The 17,891-nt window shown below is 71.8% G+C and carries 14 protein-coding genes; 1 reads left to right on the top strand and 13 read right to left on the bottom strand.

All coding sequences use genetic code 11. From position 1 onward, the window contains the following. Positions 1-32 precede the first annotated feature (32 nt). The 5 genes from DEJ49_RS32960 to DEJ49_RS32940 all read right to left on the bottom strand — a co-directional run bounded on the left by DEJ49_RS32960 (position 33) and on the right by DEJ49_RS32940 (position 8,363). The gene (locus DEJ49_RS32960; RefSeq protein ID WP_223833091.1) at positions 33-1,013 is read right to left on the bottom strand and encodes a ParB/RepB/Spo0J family partition protein; all 981 of its coding nucleotides are present in this window, start codon (positions 1,011-1,013) and stop codon (positions 33-35) included. Between the two features lie 348 nt (positions 1,014-1,361). After that, positions 1,362-2,405, bottom strand: coding sequence for a 3-deoxy-7-phosphoheptulonate synthase (aroF, locus tag DEJ49_RS32955; RefSeq protein WP_223833257.1), 1,044 nt, complete (start codon positions 2,403-2,405; stop codon positions 1,362-1,364). A 120-nt stretch (positions 2,406-2,525) separates the two neighbouring features. Beyond that, a complete protein-coding gene (locus tag DEJ49_RS32950) occupies positions 2,526-3,761 on the bottom strand; it encodes an ATP-binding protein (protein ID WP_223833090.1) in 1,236 nt (411 codons plus the stop codon). Positions 3,762-3,949: 188 nt separating this feature from the next. Beyond that, positions 3,950-6,826, bottom strand: a complete 2,877-nt coding sequence (locus DEJ49_RS32945) for a helix-turn-helix transcriptional regulator (RefSeq protein ID WP_150187479.1) — start codon at positions 6,824-6,826, stop codon at positions 3,950-3,952. A gap of 388 nt (positions 6,827-7,214) precedes the next feature. Continuing rightward, entirely contained in the window at positions 7,215-8,363 is a 1,149-nt protein-coding gene (locus tag DEJ49_RS32940; protein ID WP_150187478.1) for a DUF6777 domain-containing protein, read from the bottom strand. Positions 8,364-8,541: 178 nt separating this feature from the next. Here DEJ49_RS32940 and DEJ49_RS32935 point away from each other — a divergent pair, with 178 nt between their 5' ends. After that, positions 8,542-9,969 (top strand): lipase maturation factor family protein, encoded by a 1,428-nt coding sequence (locus DEJ49_RS32935; RefSeq protein WP_150187477.1) that lies wholly within the window; start codon positions 8,542-8,544, stop codon positions 9,967-9,969. Between the two features lie 4 nt (positions 9,970-9,973). Here the strand turns inward: DEJ49_RS32935 and DEJ49_RS32930 are convergent, their stop codons facing one another. Genes DEJ49_RS32930 through DEJ49_RS32900 form a run of 8 tightly spaced genes read right to left on the bottom strand, consistent with a single transcriptional unit; the run spans position 9,974 to position 17,832 of the window. After that, positions 9,974-10,831, bottom strand: a complete 858-nt coding sequence (locus DEJ49_RS32930) for an amidohydrolase family protein (RefSeq protein ID WP_150187476.1) — start codon at positions 10,829-10,831, stop codon at positions 9,974-9,976. Further along, positions 10,828-10,950 carry a hypothetical protein gene (locus tag DEJ49_RS36810; protein WP_263398819.1) on the bottom strand — a complete coding sequence of 41 codons (123 nt, stop codon included), beginning with the start codon at positions 10,948-10,950 and terminating at the stop codon, positions 10,828-10,830. The genes DEJ49_RS32930 and DEJ49_RS36810 overlap by 4 nt, the downstream gene beginning before the upstream one ends. Further along, positions 10,947-11,987, bottom strand: coding sequence for an aldo/keto reductase (locus DEJ49_RS32925; protein WP_150187475.1), 1,041 nt, complete (start codon positions 11,985-11,987; stop codon positions 10,947-10,949). The genes DEJ49_RS36810 and DEJ49_RS32925 overlap by 4 nt, the downstream gene beginning before the upstream one ends. Continuing rightward, complete coding sequence (locus DEJ49_RS32920) at positions 11,984-12,739, bottom strand: SDR family NAD(P)-dependent oxidoreductase (protein WP_150187474.1); 756 nt, start codon at positions 12,737-12,739, stop codon at positions 11,984-11,986. Before DEJ49_RS32920 ends, DEJ49_RS32925 begins: the two co-directional genes overlap by 4 nt. Then, positions 12,736-14,121, bottom strand: a complete 1,386-nt coding sequence (locus DEJ49_RS32915; RefSeq protein WP_150187473.1) for an L-fuconate dehydratase — start codon at positions 14,119-14,121, stop codon at positions 12,736-12,738. Before DEJ49_RS32915 ends, DEJ49_RS32920 begins: the two co-directional genes overlap by 4 nt. Before the next feature lie 36 nt (positions 14,122-14,157). Next, positions 14,158-15,195: an ABC transporter permease gene (locus tag DEJ49_RS32910; RefSeq protein ID WP_150187472.1), complete on the bottom strand. Its 1,038-nt coding sequence runs from the start codon at positions 15,193-15,195 to the stop codon at positions 14,158-14,160. Further along, a complete protein-coding gene (locus DEJ49_RS32905) occupies positions 15,188-16,807 on the bottom strand; it encodes a sugar ABC transporter ATP-binding protein (RefSeq protein WP_150187471.1) in 1,620 nt (539 codons plus the stop codon). Before DEJ49_RS32905 ends, DEJ49_RS32910 begins: the two co-directional genes overlap by 8 nt. Beyond that, complete coding sequence (locus DEJ49_RS32900) at positions 16,804-17,832, bottom strand: sugar ABC transporter substrate-binding protein (protein ID WP_411757218.1); 1,029 nt, start codon at positions 17,830-17,832, stop codon at positions 16,804-16,806. The genes DEJ49_RS32905 and DEJ49_RS32900 overlap by 4 nt, the downstream gene beginning before the upstream one ends. Positions 17,833-17,891: the final 59 nt, after the last annotated feature.

Below are 17,891 nucleotides of genomic sequence, written 5' to 3'. Positions count from 1 at the left end.
GCCCACTTGGACACCGTGCGACGGAGCAGCGGCTAAGCCGTCTCCGCGACCTTGCTCTGCACCCGCATCGCCACCTCCGTCCACATCTCCGCGCTCTCCCCGGCCAGATAGGCGACGATGCCCCGGCAGTGCGGCGGGACCTTCTCGATGATCTGGTCCCACTCCTCCATGCTGATGGTGTGGATGTTGAGGAGCCGCAGCAGGGTGCGGCCGATCTCGCTGAAGCGCAGCGCCGGGTCGGCCTTGAGGCGCTTGACGGCGGCGGCGCGGTCCTGGGCCGCGTCCCGGTCGGGCACGGCCGAGGGGCGGGCGACCCGCGGCGGCGGGACGTGGCCGCCGTGGTCCGTCCGCTTCCCGCGCTGCGGTACGGGGTCCTCGCCGCGCATCATGCGGTTGCGTACGTCCCGTACCGTCTCCGGCGAGATGGAGGCGACGCGGGCCACCTGGCGCAGCGACAGGGCCGGGTTCCGCGCGATGAGCTCGCTGGCGACCCTGCGCCCCTCGGCGCCGTTGATGGGCCGCACCCGGCCGTCGTGGCCGATCCGGCTCTCCTCGCCGTCCCTGCCGCCCGGCGCACGCCTGCGGATGTCCGCGACGGTGCCGGGCGCGATGCCGCTGACCGAGGCGATCATCCGGTCCGACCACTGCGGGTGCGTGGCGATGATGCGGGCGGCCGCCCGCTTGCGGTCGGCCGTGGTCAGCGGCAGGCCGTGGGTGACGTTGGACTCGACGGCGAGGACGAAGGCGTCGTCCTCCGCGCCGTCGAAGTACTTCACGGCGATCTTGCGCTGCCCCTGGAGTTCGGCGGCGCGCAGGCGGTGCAGTCCGTCGATGACGCGCATCGTCGGGCGGTGCACCGTGATGGGCGGCAGCGGGGTCTGTACGACCGCCAGTGCCTGTACGTGCTCCGGATCGACTCCGGCCGTTCGCGGTGAGTCAGCCGTCGAAAGCGAGCCGATCTCGACTTCGACGACCATGAATCGGTCGATCTCTGCGTGCTCGGGTGTTGCCAACTCAACTCCCCCTCAAGCTCTGATGTCCCCCGTGTGCGTGTCCCGGCACGCCGACCGGTCACGCCACACCGCCGCGCCGCGTACGCGTTCGCCCTTGGTCGAGGGCCCCTGAAGTGAATGCGTTGCGCGCTCTGCAGGCGTGTGTTTCTCCCGGATCACGGCGAAGGGTGCGGCGCGCACGGGTGCGCCCTTCGCCGTCTTCAACCACCGCAATCGGATTCCGGGAATTCACGGAATCCGTACCGTCATGCCGCGGGATGCGTTTCCCCGGCCGGTCATGTTCACCTTAACAACGCGTTTTCCGGCCTGGTACCCCTCACTAGTGGCGCGCCACGGCCTGCGCCACCCCTATTCACCCCTACCGGTCTGCGCGCCGGCGGCGGCACCCGCGAGGGTGCGTCCCATCAGCGGCGTCAGGGCCCCTACGGCGTGCGCCACCTCGTCGACCTCTGCCTGAGTGAGGGCCTGGTCGCCGTCGCAGAGCGCGGTCCCCGGCTCGGGGTGCACGTCGATCATGACGCCGTCCGCGCCGGCGGCGAGGGCGGCGCGGGTGAGCGGCAGGACGAGGTCCCTGCGGCCGCCCGAGTGCGAGGGGTCGACGATGACGGGCAGGTGGGAGAGGCGCTGGACGACCGGTACGGCGCTGATGTCCAGGGTGTTGCGGGTGGCGGTCTCGAAGGTGCGGATGCCGCGCTCGCAGAGCACGATGTCGAGATTGCCGCGCTGGGCGATGTACTCGGCGGCCATCAGCCACTCCTCGACGGTGGCGCCGAAGCCGCGCTTCAGCAGGACGGGCCGGCCCGCCGCACCCACCTCCTGGAGCAGGGCGAAGTTGTGCATGTTGCGGGTGCCGATCTGCAGCATGTCGGCGTAGGGCGCGACGAGTTCGACGCTGGCCGGGTCGATGACCTCGGTCACCACGGGGAGGCCCGTCTCCTCCCGTACGTCGGCGAGAATGCGCAGTCCGCTCTCGCCGAGACCCTGATAGGCGTACGGCGATGTGCGCGGTTTGTAGGCGCCGCCCCTGAGGAGCGTGGCGCCCGCCGCCTTGGCCATGCGGGCGGCGGCGAGGGTCTGCGAGGCGGTCTCCACCGCGCAGGGGCCCGCGATCACGGTCAGTGTGCCGGGGCCGATGGGGACGCCCGCCACGGTCACCACGGAGCGTTCGAGGTGGTGTTCCCTGCTGACCAGCTTGTACGGGACCGAGATCCGCACCACGTCCAGGACGCCGCGCAGGTGGGCGAGGTTGAGGGCGCCGAACGCGGCCACGTCCCCGACGAGCCCGACGATGGTGCGGGTCACGCCCCGGCTGACGAACGCGTCCCCGCCCGCCGTGCGCACCAGTTCGACGACCGCGTCCACATCCTGCTGCGTGGCCTCGGGGGCCATCACGACAACCAAGGGTTCCTCCCGTGCATGAGGAAATTCCCCGGAATTCTCTCGGGCCCGTCATACGGGCCTCTTCGGGGAATTACGTCGGGCGACCACGGTAGGAGGTGACCGGGCCTTTGCTCAACGAAGTCCCGTTTCCTTGTCCAACTGCCCAATGTCGTCCGCCCCTTTACATGGATCTCCGGCCCCTATCGGAAAGGCGACTTCCACGGCGAGTCCGCCGTCCGGGCGCGCGCCTGCGGTGATCACCGCGCCGTGGGCGAGGGCGATGGCGTGCACGATCGCCAGGCCGAGACCGGGCCTGCCGTCGTCGGCCGTTCGGCCGGGGCCCTGGAAGGGTTCGAAGAGGCGGTTCACCTGCTCGGGCGCCACGCGGGCGCCGGTGTTGGCGACGGAGACGACGGCGTGCCCGTCCCGTACGGCGGTGGCGACCTCCACCCGCCCGCCGGGGCGGTTGTGTCCGACCGCGTTGTCCACGAGGCAGGACACCAGGCGCTGGACGAGCGCCGGGTCGCCCAGGAGGGGCGCGGGCGCGACGGCCGCCGCCACCCGCAGCCCACGCCGCTCGGTCTCCGGGCGCGCGAGGCGCAGCGCCCACTCGGCGAGGAGCGCGAGGTCCAGCTCCTCGCGGTCGACGAGCCCGCGGTGGCTGCCCGCGAGCGTCAGCAGGGACTCCAGGAGGCGTGCCTGCCGTTGACTGATCTCCAGGAGCCGCTCGGAGCTCGCGCGAAACGTTTCCGCGGTGGCGTCGCGGTCGGTGAGCGTCTCCCGCAGCAGCGTGTGCTCCAGGGTGAGCGGGGCGCGCAGGGCGTGGGCGGCGTCGGCGACGAACCGCCGGTGGGAGCCGAGGGCCGCTTCCAGGCGGCCGAGGAGCCCGTCCACGGTGTCGGCGAGCTCCTTGAGCTCGTCGGCCGGACCCCGGAGGGCCAGCCGCTCGTGGAGGGTGTGCGCCGAAACGCGCCGGACGGTTGCGGTCATCGCCCGCAGCGGGCGCAGCACACGCCGGGCGACCAGCCGGCCGAGGACGGCGGAGACCACCAGCATGGCGGCGAGCGCGACGCCGGACTGCACCAGCAACTCCCGCAACTGGTCCGCGTGCTGACGTACCGCCTGTTCCTGGAGCCAGGCGAAGACGTCGCCGGAGCGGGCCGCCGACCGCACACCGGGGAACCCTCCGGCGGAGCGGTCGCCGCTCCCGTCCGTCCCCGCGCCCATGCCCGCCTCCGCCCCGTCGACGAGGACGCGGTCCGCGGGAAAGCGCAGGACGAGGAGATACGTGAGCGCGAGCAGGACCGCCCCGGAGGCGACGAGCAGCGCGCCGTACAGCAGCGTGAGACGGACGCCCGCCTTGATCATGAAGTCCACGGTGACCGAACGCCCGTCACGCACCGGTCACAGCCCGGTGCGGCCCGTTTCCTGTGAATCGGTCACAGATCTTCGGACCGCCGTGTGACCGCCCGCCGCGTAGAAACGGAACCGCGTCACCGCGACGGCAGCCACGGCCTCACCGAGGGGGAGACGGACGCATGACGGATGTCCCGTCGTCAGCACACGTGCAGCCGGTCGCAGGCGTCGTGCGTCGCGGGTTCCTCTCCGTCGCCCGGTCCCGCGACCGGGCCGATCTTGGCCGCGAGGTCCGCGCGCCGCTGCACGGCGAGCTTGCGGTAGGCGCGCGTCAGGTGCTGTTCGACGGTGCTGATGGTGATGCAGAGCTTGTCGGCGATCTGGCGATTGGTGTGGCCGCGCACGGCGAGCGTGGCCACCCGCAGTTCGGCGTTGCTGAGTTCGTCGGGATGTCGGCGGTTGCCGGACGACCAGGGCTGCTCGGCCGGGTGCGGGCTGCCCGTGTCGGCCGCGGACGGCGGCACGGGCATGCCGCACTCCCCCGCCAGCTGCTGCGCCTTGCGGGCCAGCGCCCTGGCCTGACCCACCTTGCCGAGCTCGCGCTGCGTACGGGCCAACTCGTCCAGTGCTCGGACGAGTTCGATGCGGTGCCCGCGGTCCCGCAGGATCTCGACGGCCTCACCGAGCAGCGGCGGCCGGTGCGCGGCCTTCAGCGTACGGGCGAGCACGCGCAGCGACACGGCGCGGACCCAGCCCTTCTGACCTGCCGCGAGGGCGAGTTGCTCCTCGGCGAGGGCGCGGGCCCGCTCGCGGTCGCCCAGCGAGAGCTGCGCCTCGGCGGCGTCGGTGCGCCACGGGACCAGCGCGGGCAGGTCGAAGCGCCGGCGGCGCATGAGGTCGCCGCAGGTGAGGAAGTCGTCCAGCGCGGCATAGGGCCGTCCCGCGGCGAGGAAGTAGTGGCCGCGGGCCCTGAGGTAGAGCAGCCCGTCGGTCGTCTGGAAGGCCGAGTCGGGTACGGGTACGGCGAGTTGGGCCGCCGCTTCGTCGAGCCGGCCCATCAGTGTGCCGGTGAACAGTGCGGTGGCGACGGGCGCGGCGACGGCCACGCCCCATCCGTCCACCGGTACGAGGGTGAGCGCCGAACGCGCCAGCTTCCGCGCGGTCGTGAGCGCGCCCGCCCTGAGTTCGATGCGGGCCCTGGCCGCGGCGAGGAGCGCCTGCCACAGGGGCGCACGCCGCTCGGCGGCCTCGGCGAGCAGCGTCTCGCACCAGAAGGCCGCCGCTTCGAGGCGGTCGGCGAGCACCAGGGAGTCGACGGCGACGAGGAGCGCGGTCACGGTGTCGTCGTCGAGGCGGGTGCTCTGCAGGATCTGCTCGGCTCTGACCACCACGTCCTTGCCGGACCCGTCGAGGAGCGACTTCACCAGGCTCGCCGCCCGCTGGTGCGGGCTGCGGGCCAGCGCCGCCGCGTGCTGTGGGGTGGTGTCCTGCGCGGTCGTGTGCTCCGGTGTCCCGCCGGGGGCCGTGCAGTCGGGGACGGAGAGGCCCGGATAGGCGTACGTCAGCCAGAGGCGCGGGCAGTCGTGCCGGTGCGGTGTGCCGGCGCCGGATCGGCCGGGCCGCTCGGCGCTTTGCCGCTCGACGGCGCGGAGCACGTCGAGGGCTCGTTCCGGGCGGCCGAACCAGAGCAGGTGGCCCACGAGCGCGTCGGCGTGCCGGGTGCCGAGCCGTCCGTCCAGCGCGGCAGCCGTGAGTTCGGGCAGGTGCTGGACGACGCCGGCCGGGTTGACGCGCCAGAGGGCCCGGGTGAGGGCGGCCCGTATCTCCAGGGACTGGTGGGCGTCGGTGCTGGTGTCGCGGGCGATGCGCAGGCAGGTGAGGGCGAGGTCGGTCTCGTCGTCGGCGAGGGCGCGCTCGGCGGCCTCGATGAGGGTGCGCCGCGCCCAGGGCGCGTCGACGGTCTCGGCCGCGATCAGGTGCCGTACGACCGCGGAGGCGGCCGCGCCGTGTTCGTGCAGGACCCGGGCGCAGCGGGCCTCGACGCGGGCGCGGTCGGTGGGCTCCAGGCTTCGGAGGACGGCGGCGCGCCCGGCCTCGTGCCGGAACCAGCCCGCGTCGAGGAGGCCCGCCTCGTTCAGCGCTCGCAGGCTGCGCAGAAGCGATTCCCTGCTGGTCCCGAGGACCTCCACGAGTTCGGCGAGCGACATGTCGGGGCCCGCGACCGCCAGCGCCCACGCGGTGCGGCGGGTGGCGAGGTCGCTGCGGTAGAGGCAGGTGGCGACGGCACGGACGAAGGACTCGCCCGGTACGGGATCGCCGACGGCGGTGGCCGTGGCGCCCGCGGCGCGGTGGTCCTCGATGAGCGCCCGGGTCAGGAGGGGGCTGCCGCCGCCCCTGTGGAGCAGTTCGGGGACGAGCTTGCGCGTCCCCCACCACGGCTCACCGAATTCAGAGATCATCTCTGCGACTCCGGACCGCTGGAGCGGGCCGAGCCTGATATTCCGGCAGCCGGGCAGACGCAGTAAATCGACGCGCAATCTCGTATTGCCCGCCAGGAAGTCGCTGTTCTCTCCCAGCACGACCAGAATCCGGCTCACGGCCAGTCGGCGCGACAGGTAGAGGAGGCATTCGAGCGAGTCTCCGTCGGCGTGCTGCACATCGTCGATACTGAGCACCAAGGGCCTTTCCCTGGATTTTTCGAGCAGCAGTCCGCACAGCTCGGGAATCCCCTCCATGGCCACGGCGGGCCGTTCGCCGGCCGCCCGTCGCGAGCGGGCCGAGCCCGCCGCGCACCGCACGAGCTCTGTCGCGCGGCGCGCGTCCGCGCCGGGCAGACCGGCGCCCAGAAGCAGTTGCCCCATGATTCCGAGGGGCAGGTCCGCCTCCGCGCCGGACGCCGTGGCCTGCAGATACAGTGCGCCTCTTGCGGTGACGCGCGCGCCGAAGGCGCGCAGCAGCGCGGTCTTGCCACTGGCGACGGCGCCGCTCACCAGAAGGACGCCGCCATGCCCGCTCTCGGTTGAGTCGAGCATGTGCTCCATGACCGAGAGTTCTTCACCACGATCCACCAAGTTCATGAGCCGACTTCTCCCCCGCGGCTGATGGCTGGTCCTCGGGGCGACCGGAAGACCGGCTGGATCTATTGCTTGGACTTGACCGGCCACCTGACGGACGACTCTGCCATATTTGAAAATCAACTACCAGCGCCATTTGACTCAATGCCATGCCATAACCGACGTGAATGCGCCACTCCCCAGCCAATCGGACCCGCCCGCTCCATATCATTCGGAAACTCTTGCGTATTTGCCTGATGACTGAACTCGGCGATATGTGAGAACGCGCTTGCCGGCCGGGGAATGGACGTCCGTGGCGGCAGGGGCGACAGCGACGAGAGGGCCCGGGAACGATTGGCGCGTTCCGCATGGCCCTCTCACCCGCCGTCTGACCGGTATGGCTCCCTGCCGTCTACGACGGCAGCACCGGTGAGGGGCAGCCGGGCGGGATCGGCGACGCGGGGCGCGAGGGCGTGCCCGTCCCGGTGGGGCAGCCGGTCGGGGAATCGCCGGCGTCCTCGTCGGGGCTGGTTTCGCCGGGACTTGTTCCGTCGGGGCCCGTCTCGTCCGGGCTCGTCTCGTCGGGACTGGTCTCGTCGGGACTGGTCTCGTCCGGATCGGTCTGCCCGGACCCGGTCTCGTCGGGGCTCGTCTCGTCGGGCTCGGTCCCGGTCCCGGTCTCGTCCGGGGTGGTCTCGTCCGGGTCCGTGGGTGTCGGGCTCGACGGCGTGGGGGACGTGGGGCTCGGCGTCGTGGGGGTCGGTGTGGGGGTGGGGGTGGGCGGCTTGGTCGGACGGTCGTGGTGTGCCTTCCCGTCGCCGATCTTCCGCTCGATCCAGGTATTGTTGACGATGTTCACGATGGTGATCTCGACGATCGGCCGCGGCGCCGGGGTGACCACGACGACCCGCGTCGGCTGATAGCCGCTCCACGCCTGCCCGTTGTGCCGGGGCGAGCTCTTGAACGCGACCGGCGGCTTCAGCGGGTTCCCGCACGCGCAGCGCACCCGCGGCAGGCCGCGGTCGTCGACGAGGACGGCCGTGCCCGTCTGCAGGACGGACTGGTAGCTCGTGGGCGAGCCGCCGCGGTAGCCGTGGTTGGTGACGCGCGTGTCGGCCCGCAGCACGACAGGGGTCAGCCCCCGCAGATAGTCCGGTACGGCGGCCACGTCGATGCCGGACGCCTGCGCGAACGCGCGGGCCTTCGCGTGGTCGGCGGTGAGGAAGCGCACCTGCCGGTCGACGTCGCAGCTGCCCACGTTGTGGGTGCCGCCGTACAGCCCCGGTGTCCCGCCCGGGATGGAGCGGGTGCCCTGCGGGGTGGCCGATCCGGTGGGCGAGGGTTGCGGCGAACGGGTGACGGGCGGCGGGGAGGCGTCGGTCTGCGCGGTGGACTCGGTGAACGGGTCGGGGCCCTGGGCGGCGACCGGCTGCATGAACAGTTCGCTGCCGCCGTCGGCTGTCTTCTTGTCGCCGTCGCCCGAACAGCCCGCCGCGCCCGCTACCGCTAGGGCCGCGGATATCGCGAGGGCGACCGCGTGGGTCCTGGTGGATGTGCGCACCGGTTCTCCCGCCGTTGCCGTGCAGTGTGCCCCCGCTCACGGGGGGGTGTTCCGCCATTGTCTGCGGGGGTTCCCGAGGGCCCGCAAGCCGGGTCGAGCCGGGTGTGCGGCCCGGTCGGCGTCTGGCGTACGGCCCGGTCGGCGTACGGAATACCCTGGTCGGCAGCACAATGGACCCGTGCAGTGGTTCACGGCGGACGCGTACTGGCTGAGTCGGCTGATCTTCCAGCGGGCTCTGGCCGTGCTCTACGTGATGGCCTTCCTCGGGGCCGCCCTGCAGTTCCGGGCGCTCATCGGGGAGCGCGGGATGCTGCCGGTGCCGAAGTACGTCGAGCGGGTGCCGTTCCGCGCCGCCCCCAGCCTGTTCCAGCTGCGCTTCTCGGACCGGCTCTTCGCGCTGTGCGCGTGGGCGGGGTGCGCGGTCGCGGTGGCGTTGCTCGCCGGCGTGGACAACCTCCTGCCCCTGTGGGGCGCGATGCTGCTGTGGCTGGTGCCCTGGGCGCTGTATCTCTCCATCGTCAACGTGGGGCAGACCTGGTACGGCTTCGGCTGGGAGTCGCTGCTCCTCGAAGTGGGCTTCCTCGCGGTCTTCCTCGGCAACGACCGGGTCGCGCCGCCGGTCCTCGTGCTCTTCCTGCTGCGGTGGGTGCTCTTCCGCGTGGAGTTCGGCGCCGGGCTGATCAAGATGCGCGGCGACGCGTGCTGGCGCGAGCTCACCTGCCTGGACTTCCACCACGAGACACAGCCGATGCCGGGGCCGCTGAGCTGGTTCTTCCACCACCTGCCCAAACCGGTGCACCGAGTGGAGGTCGCGGCCAACCACGTCACCCAACTCGTCGTGCCGTTTCTGCTGTTCACGCCCCAGCCGGTGGCGACGGGAGCGGCCTGCCTGATGATCGTGACCCAGCTCTGGCTGGTCCTGTCCGGCAACTTCTCCTGGCTGAACTGGATCACCGTCGTGCTCGCGGTCGCCGCCCTCGACCTGTCCCGCTGGCACACGGCACCTGACGTCGCGGGCCCGCCCGTCTGGTACGAGGTGGTGGTCACCGCCGTGGCCGTACTGCTCCTGGCCATGAGCTACCGGCCCGTGCGCAATCTGCTGTCCCGGCGGCAGGTCATGAACCGCTCGTTCGACCCACTGCACCTCGTCAACGCGTACGGCGCGTTCGGCAGCGTCAACCGGGTGCGCCAGGAGATCGTCATCGAGGGCACGGCGGACACCGTGCCCCGCGAGGACTCCGACTGGCGGGCCTACGAGTTCAAGGGCAAGCCCGGCGACATACACCGCTGGCCGCGCCAGTTCGCGCCCTACCACCTGCGCCTCGACTGGATGATGTGGTTCGCCGGGCTGTCCCCCGCGTACGCGCGCTCCTGGTTCGGCCCGCTGGTGGAACGCCTGCTGGACGACGACCGCGACACCCTGCGGCTGCTGCGGAGCTCACCGTTCCCGCCCGGCTCCCCGCCCGTGTACATCCGCGCCAGGCTGTACCGCTACCGGTACACGACCTGGCGCGAGCTGCGCGAGACGGGCGCGTGCTGGGAGCGCACGTACGTCCGGGAGTTCCTGGGACCGACGCGGCTGGCTCCGCCGGCTCGGAGCGAGTAGCCGCTCAGAGCGAGTAGACGCGCCGTGCGGTGCCGCCGAAGACCTCTTGACGCTCAGAGGTGCTGAGGTCGGACGTCAACAACCCTGCGGTGACGAGGACTTCCGCGTAGGTCGCCGCGAGCGTGCTGACGGGCCAGTCGGAGCCGTACATCACACGCCGGGGTCCGAAGGCCTTGAGGACCGTGTCCGCGTACGGCCGCAAGTCGTCGACCGTCCAGGTCTCATGGTCGGCCTCGGTGACCATGCCGGAGAGCTTGCACACGACGTTGGGGCGGCCGGCGAGCACGCGAATGGTCGACGCCCAGGGTTCGAGGGCTCCGCACGCGATGGGAGGCTTTCCCAAGTGGTCCAGCACGAACGTGAGTTCCGGCATGTCCGCCGCCACCTTGGCGCAGGCGGGCAGCTGGTGGGGCAGGACCACAAGGTCGTAGGCGAGTCCCGCCGCGGCCATGGCGGTGAGACCCCACCGGACGTCCGGGCGCAGCAGCCACTCGGGGTCCGGCTCGGCCTGCACCTGGTGCCGGATGCCCACCAGGTGCTGTCCGCCCGGGAGTTCACGCAGGCCGGCCAGGGCGTCCGCGATGTCGGGGCGCGTGAGGTCCGTCCAGCCGACGACGCCCGCGACGAGGTCGTCGGCATCGGCGAGCGCCAGGAGTTCCGGTGTCTCCTCGGGGACGGTGACCGTCTGGACGACGAGCGTGGCGCCGACCCCGGCCGCGCGGGCCTCGGGTACGAGGTCGGCGAGGGAGAAGTTCCTGCGGATCGGGGCCAGGGCGTCCCCAGCGATCCAGTTCTGGTCCCGCACGGAGAGGTCCCACACGTGGTGGTGGGCGTCGACGAGAAGCGGCTCGGTCTCTGTCACGGCAGCTCCCCTACGACGGGCAGGCCCACGTCCGGACCCGCGGCCGAGTGGTCGTGGACGACGTGGAAGAGGTCGGTGCCGCGGTCGGCGCGGACCTCGGTGTGCGGCGCGACTCTCACAGCCGGTCCCTTCCCCGTACGCCCGGCGATATGTCTGTCCGGGCCGCTGCGGGTACCGGTACGTGCGCGGGCAGCAACCCGGTCTCCCTCGCCTCCCGCCAGAAGTCGTCCGGCACCTCGGCCGCGAACTGCTCGGCCGCGTCGGTGACCTGTTCCGGCGCGCGGATGCCGACGAGCACGCTGGCGACGGCGGAGTGGCCGAAGGGGAAGGCCAGGGCGGCGGCGCGGAGCGTCGTGCCGTGCCGCTCGGCGAGCGTGCGCAGCGCGCGGGCGCGGGCCAGCAGGTGCGGTGGCGCCTCCACGTAGTCGAAGCGGGCGCCCGGCTTGGGGTCGGCGAGGAGTCCGGAGTTGAAGACGCCGCCGATGACGATCGAGGCGCCGCGCTCGTTGGCGGCGGGCAGCAGCTCGGCGAGTGCCTGGTGGTCGAGGAGGGTGTAGCGGCCGGCGCAGAGCACGGCGTCGACGTCCGTGTCGCGGACGAAGCGGGTGAGCATCTCCGCCTGGTTCATGCCCGCGCCTATCGCGCCGACCATGCCTTCGGAGCGCAGTTTCTCCAGGGCGGGGTAGCCCTCGCGGAAGGCCTCCTCCTCGTGGTGGTCGGGGTCGTGCAGGAAGACGACGTCGACGCGGTCGGTGCCGAGCCGGGTGAGGCTCGACTCGATGGAGCGGCGCACGCCGTCCGCGCTGAAGTCCCAGATCCTGCGGTGCGTCCGCGGCACGGCGAAGCCGCCGTCGGCGAGGTCGTCGCCGGGGAGGTTCGCGGGCTCCAGGATCCGGCCGACCTTCGTGGAGATGACGTACGAGGAGCGGTCCCGCCCCCGCAGCGCCTCGCCCAGCCTGCGCTCGGACAGGCCGAGACCGTAGTGCGGGGCGGTGTCGAAATAGCGGATGCCCGCGTTCCAGGCGTGGTCGAGTGCGGTGGTCGCCTGCGCGTCGGTGATCGGCGCGTAGAGGTTGCCGATGCCGGCGGCACCGAAGGACAGCTCGGTCACCTCGACGCCACCGGAGCCGAGGGGGCGCCGCGCCAGGCCGCTCACCGCTGCACCGGCCGCGGTCGCAGGCCCTGCATGCCGCCGTCGACGGCGAGTGCGGTGCCGGTGGTGGCGCCGGACAGGGGGCTCGCCAAGTAGGCGATGGCGCCCGCGACTTCGTCGGCGGTGACGAGCCGCCCGGTGGGCTGTCGGGCTTCCAGGGCGGCCCGCTCGGCGGCGGGGTCGGGGGCGGCGGCCAGGAGCCGGCCGATCCACGGGGTGTCGACGGTGCCGGGGTTGACGCAGTTGACGCGCACCCCGTCACGCACGTGGTCGGCGGCCATGGCGAGGGTGAGGGAGAGCACCGCGCCCTTCGACGCCGAGTACAGGGCGCGTTGCGGGAGGCCCGCGGTCGCGGCTATGGAGCAGGTGTTGACGATCGCCGCGTCGGCGGAGAGGCGCAGGTGGGGCAGGGCGGCGCGGGTGGTGCGGACGATCCCCAGGACGTTGACGTCCAGGACGGCGTGCCACTGGGCGTCGTCGTTGTCCTCGACGGTGCCCTGGGCGCCGATGCCCGCGTTGTTGACCAGGACGTCGAGTCCGCCGAGGTCGGCGGCGGCAGCGGCGACGGCGTCCCGGACGGCCGTGTCGTCGGTGACGTCGGCCGCGTAGGCGCGCAGGGGTTTGTCGACGCCTCCCGGGTCGAGGTCGAGGACGGCGACGTCGGCGCCGCGGGCGGCGAGGAGCTCGGCGGTGGACCGGCCGATGCCGGAGGCCCCGCCGGTGACGAGGGCCTTGAGGCCTTGGAAGTCGGTCATGCGGCTGCTCCCTTGTCCCGTGTCAGGTGGTCGTGTGCGGGGGCGCCCTGCGCATGCTCCGGCCGGCCGAGGTCCGCGGCCCAGAACGTGCCGCCCGGGTAGGTGAATTCGGCGATCGACTCGGCGCGCATCGTCGCCGAGAAGCCGGGCGCGGCCGGGGCGGTGTAGTGGCCGGCGTGCAGCACGACGGGGTCGGTGAAGTGCTCGTGGAGGTGGTCGACGTACTCGATGACGCGGTTCTCCATGGTCCCGGCGAGTGCCACGTAGTCGAACATCGACAGGTGCTGGACGAGTTCGCAGAGTCCGACGCCCCCCGCGTGCGGGCAGACGGGGACGCCGAACTTGGCGGCGAGCAGCAGGATCGCGAGGTTCTCGTTGACTCCGCCGACGCGTGCCGCGTCGATCTGGAGGATGTCGATGGCATCGGCCTGGAGGAGCTGTTTGAAGACGATGCGGTTCTGTACGTGTTCGCCGGTGGCGACCTTGACCGGTGCGACGGCCGCGCGGATCGCGGCGTGGCCGAGTACGTCGTCCGGGCTGGTGGGTTCTTCGACCCAGTAGGGGTCGAACTCGGCGAGCGCGCGCGTCCATTGGACGGCTTCGTCGACGTTCCAGCGCTGGTTGGCGTCGACGGCGATGCGGATGTCGGGTCCGATGGCGGCGCGCGCGGTGCGGCAGCGGCGGATGTCGTCGGCGAGGTCGGCGCCGACCTTCAGTTTGATCTGTGTGAAGCCGTCGGCGACGGCCTGCCGGGCGAGGCGGGTGAGTTTCTCGTCGCTGTAGCCGAGCCAGCCGGGCGAGGTGGTGTAGCCGGGGAAGCCCCCCTCCAGGAGGGCGGCGGTCCGGTCCGCCGCGCCCGTACGGCCGGCTTGGAGCAGGTCGAGGGCGTCCTGCGGGGTGAGGGCGTCGGCGATGTACCGGAAGTCGACCTGGGAGACGAGCCACTCGGGCGTGGCGTCGGCGAGCAGCCGCCACAGGGGCTTGCGGGCACGCTTGGCGGCGAGGTCCCAGACCGCGTTGACGACCGCGCCGACGGCCATGTGCATCACGCCCTTCTCCGGGCCGAGCCAGCGCAGCTGGCTGTCGCCGACGAGGTCACGGTTGAGGGTGCCGGGGTCGGCACAGACGTCGTCGACCGGGCGGCCGATCACGTGGTGGCGCAGGGAGTGGATCGCGGCGACCTGGACGTCGTTGCCGCGCCCGATGGTGAAGGTGAAGCCGTGCCCCTCCAGGCCGTCGTCGGCGTCGGTGCGCAGTACCACGTAGGCGGCGGAGTAGTCGGGGTCCGGGTTCATCGCGTCGGAGCCGGCCAGCTCCCGCGAGGTGGGGAACCGTATGTCGTAGGTGTCTACCGCGGTGATGCGGGCGGGCGTCGGGGACACAGGGGGCCTCTCCGGAAGGGGGTATGACACAGGCTCTTAGTCCTGTACGCGGCCAGTGGTGACGCGGGCGATCATCAGGGCGACGAGGATGATTCCGCCGTAGATGGCCTGGATCCAGAAGGACGGCACCTGCGCGAGGGTCAGCAGGTTCTGTACGACGCCGAGGAGCAGCACGCCGGTGAGGGCTCCGAACATGGTGCCCTTGCCGCCGTCGAGACCGATGCCTCCGATGACGGCGGCGGCGAACACCGTGAAGATCATGTTCTGGCCCTGGTTGGCGTTGATGGCGCCGACGTACCCGGTCTGCATGAGGCCGCCGACCGCGGCGAGGGCCCCGGCGACGACGAACACGCCGAGCATGACCCGGTCGACGCGGATGCCCGCGGCGCGCGCGGCGTCCGGGTTACCGCCGATCGCGTACAGGGCGCGGCCCACGCGGTGGTACTTGAGGACGAAGCCCGCGATGCCGAAGGCGGCGCCCGCGAGCCACACCGACAGGGGGATGCTCAGGAAGGTGGTGGTGGCGAGGGTGTAGAAGGCGTCGGGCATGCCGAAGAGGGTCTTGCCCTCGGTGGCGCCGACGAGGAGGCCGCGCAGCACGATCAGCATGGCGAGCGTCACGATGAACGCGTTGAGTCCGAGCTTCACCACAAGGACGCCGTTGAAGGCGCCAATGGCCGCGCCGACCAGCACGATGGCGAGGATCCCGACGGCGGCGGGCAGGTCCGTGCCGAAGCCGGCCTGGGCGGCGGGCAGGACGAGCAGCGCGCCGACGGCGGGCGCGATGCCGACGACCGACTCCAGGGAGAGGTCGAACTTGCCGGTGATGAGGACGAGGGACTCGGCGAGGACGACCATGGCGAGCGCGGCGGACGCGCCGAGGATGGAGATGAGGTTCCGCTCGGTCAGGAACGAGTCGTTGAGCAGGGCTCCCAGCAGCGTGAGCAGCAACAGCGCCGGAAGCAGGGCGAGTTCGCGAGCGCGACGCAGGACGATGCCTTTTACGGCGCGGGCTTCGGCGGTACGGCTCGGTGCGGGGACGGCTTCTGCGGGCGCGGCCTTGAGATCAGCCATGGTGGTCTCCTTGGTCTTCGGCTGCAGGCCCGTTGTGGCCGGTCACGCGGTTCCCCGTGCCCCTTTCGGGGCCCGTGCCGCTCACGCCCTCGATCGACGCGATCAAGTCGTGGTCCGCGAAGCCCGCCTCGTGTTCCGCCACGACGCGGCCGTGGAACAGGACCAGGACGCGGTCGCAGCGGCGCAGGTCGTCCAGTTCGTCGGAGACCACGAGGACGGCCGTGCCGTCGTCGCGGGCGCTGTCGACACGGGCGAGCAGGGACTCCTTGGACTTCACGTCGACGCCCGCGGTCGGGTTGATGAGGACGAGCAGACGTGGGTCGGAGGCCAGGGCGCGGGCCATGACGACCTTCTGGGCGTTGCCGCCGGAGAGGTCGGAGACGGGCTGGTCGGGGCCTTCGGCGTGGATGTCGAGGCGGTCGATGAGGTCGTCGGCGAAGCGGCGCCTGGTGTCGGTGCCGATGAACCCGTAGCGGCCGAGGCGGTCGAGGACGCTCATCGTGGCGTTGTCACCGATGCTCATGCCGAGGACGAGGCCCTGGCCGTGCCGGTCGCGCGGGACGCAGCCGACCCCGGCGCGCAGGGCCGCGGCCACGTCGCCGAAGGGCAGGGGCCGCCCGTCGAGCGTGGCGGTTCCGGCGGTCGGTGCGTGCAGTCCGGCGAAGCTCTCCGCGAGGTTGATCTTGCCGCTGCCGCTGGATCCGGCGAGCCCGACGACCTCGCCCTCGCGCACGGTGAGGTCGATGCCGGTGTACGACTCGCTGGTGAGCCCCCGCACGTCGAGCAGCACGGGGGCGTCGGCCGGCACTCCCGCGCGGGCCACGGCTTGCCCGGCGTCGGCCTTCTCGGCGATGACCTCGCCCGCCATGGCCGCCACGAGGGCGCCGCGCGGCAGGTCGGCGACGGGGGCGCTGGTGATCCAGCGGGCGTCGCGCAGGACGGTGACGGTCTGGCACACCTCGTACACCTCCTGGAGGTGGTGCGAGATGAACAGGAACGTGACGCCGGACTCCTGGAGGGCGCGCATGCGCGTGAAGAGCCGCTCGATCTCCTGGTTGTCGAGCTGAGCGGTCGGCTCGTCGAGGACGATGAAGCGGGCCCCGAAGCTCAACGCCCGCGCGATCTCGACCATTTGGCGGTCCTCGACCTTGAGGTCGGCGGTGCGTGCGTCGGGTTCGACGTGTACGTCCCACTGTGCCAGGACGTCCGCTGCCTCGCTCCGCAGTCTGCGCCAGCTGATGAGACCGCCGCGGCCCGCGGGCTGCCGGTTGATGAAGAGGTTCTCGGCGACGGTCAGTTCGGGGACGACGGTGGGTTTCTGGTAGACGCAGGCGACTCTGCGGCGCCATGCGTCGCGGTCGCCGAGCGGTGGCGCGGGTTCGCCGTCGAAGCGGACGGTGCCCGCGTCGGGGGCCTGGAGTCCGGTGAGGACGGTGACGAGGGTGGACTTGCCCGCGCCGTTGCGCCCGACGAGGGCGTGGGACTCGCCGGGCAGGACGGTCAGTCGGCCGTCCTGGAGGGCGACGGTGGGTCCGTACCGCTTCACGATGCCGGACGCCTCGACGAGCGGGGTCGCGCCGGTCAGGCCCATGGGGGGCTCGGTCGTCGTCATGTGACCGTGTTGCCCCACAGCTCGGAGTCGTCGACGTTCTCCTTGGTGACCAGGGGGGCGGGCAGCTGGTCCTCCAGGATGCCGCTCGGCAGCTCCACGATCTCGGATCCGTGGTCGGTCGGACCGGGCTCGAACTTCTTCCCGTTCATCGCCGCCCTGATGTAGTACATGCCGTACTTGGCGTAGGCGTCGGCGGGCTGCGAGACCGTCGCGTCGATCCGGCCCTTGCGGATCGCGTCGAACTCCTGCGGGATGCCGTCGTTGGAGACGACGGTGATGTGCCCCTTCTCCCCCGCCTCCTTCAGCATCCCCTTGGACTTGAGGGTCTGCAGGGTGGGCGCGAGGTACACGCCGCCGGCCTGCATGTAAATCCCCTTGATGTCGGGGTGGGAGCCCAGCAGGGTGTCCAGCTTGGCGGCGGCCGTGTCGGACTCCCACTTGGCGGGGATCTCCAGGACCTTCAGCCTCGGGTGCTTCTTCTTGACGCAGTCCCGGAAGGCCTTGGAGCGCTCGCGCCCGTTGACGGAGGCCAGGTCGCCCATGATCTGCACGACCTTGCCGGTCCTGACCTTCTCCCCGAGATAGTCGCAGGCCTTCTCCCCGTACGCGACGTTGTTCGCCCGCACGACCATCGCGACCTCGCCCTTCTCGGGGGCGACGTCGACGGCGACCACGGGCACGCCCTTGCGCTCGGCCTGATCGAGCCCGGCGGCGATCGCGGCACTGTCGAGCGGCGCGACGACGAGGCCCTTCACGCCCTGATTGAGCTGGTTGTTGATGTCGGTGATCTGCTGCGAGGGGTCGCTGTTGGAGTTGACGGTCTTCATCGCGTCGACGTCCTCGGACTTCGCCATCTTCGGCACATAGTCGTTGTACGACTGCCAGAACGGCGAGGTCAGCAGCGGCAGGACCACACCGACCTTGCCCTCGCCGCCGCCCCCCGCGCCGGGCGACGCGGTGTCCGTCGTACTGCCGCACGCGGCGAGCACGAGGGCCGCGCAGGCGGTGGCGGCCGCGACGCGCACTGCTCGCGAAGTCCCCTTTCTGTTCGGCCTGTTGCTCGGTTTGCTGCGCAGTTTCCGGC

The organism is Streptomyces venezuelae, from assembly GCF_008642335.1.
Taxonomy (GTDB): Bacteria; Actinomycetota; Actinomycetes; order Streptomycetales; family Streptomycetaceae; genus Streptomyces; species Streptomyces venezuelae_F.
Note: the sequence above shows the minus strand (reverse complement) of the source record. Positions and strands in the feature narration are given on the sequence as shown.

Coding starts and splice junctions, on each gene's coding strand:
- DEJ49_RS32920 (WP_150187474.1), bottom strand. CDS start 12,739: ATGACCGACTTCCAAGGCCTCAAGGCCCTCGTCACCGGCGGGGCCTCC.
- DEJ49_RS32905 (WP_150187471.1), bottom strand. CDS start 16,807: ATGACGACGACCGAGCCCCCCATGGGCCTGACCGGCGCGACCCCGCTC.
- DEJ49_RS32945 (WP_150187479.1), bottom strand. CDS start 6,826: ATGAACTTGGTGGATCGTGGTGAAGAACTCTCGGTCATGGAGCACATG.
- DEJ49_RS32910 (WP_150187472.1), bottom strand. CDS start 15,195: ATGGCTGATCTCAAGGCCGCGCCCGCAGAAGCCGTCCCCGCACCGAGC.
- DEJ49_RS32950 (WP_223833090.1), bottom strand. CDS start 3,761: ATGATCAAGGCGGGCGTCCGTCTCACGCTGCTGTACGGCGCGCTGCTC.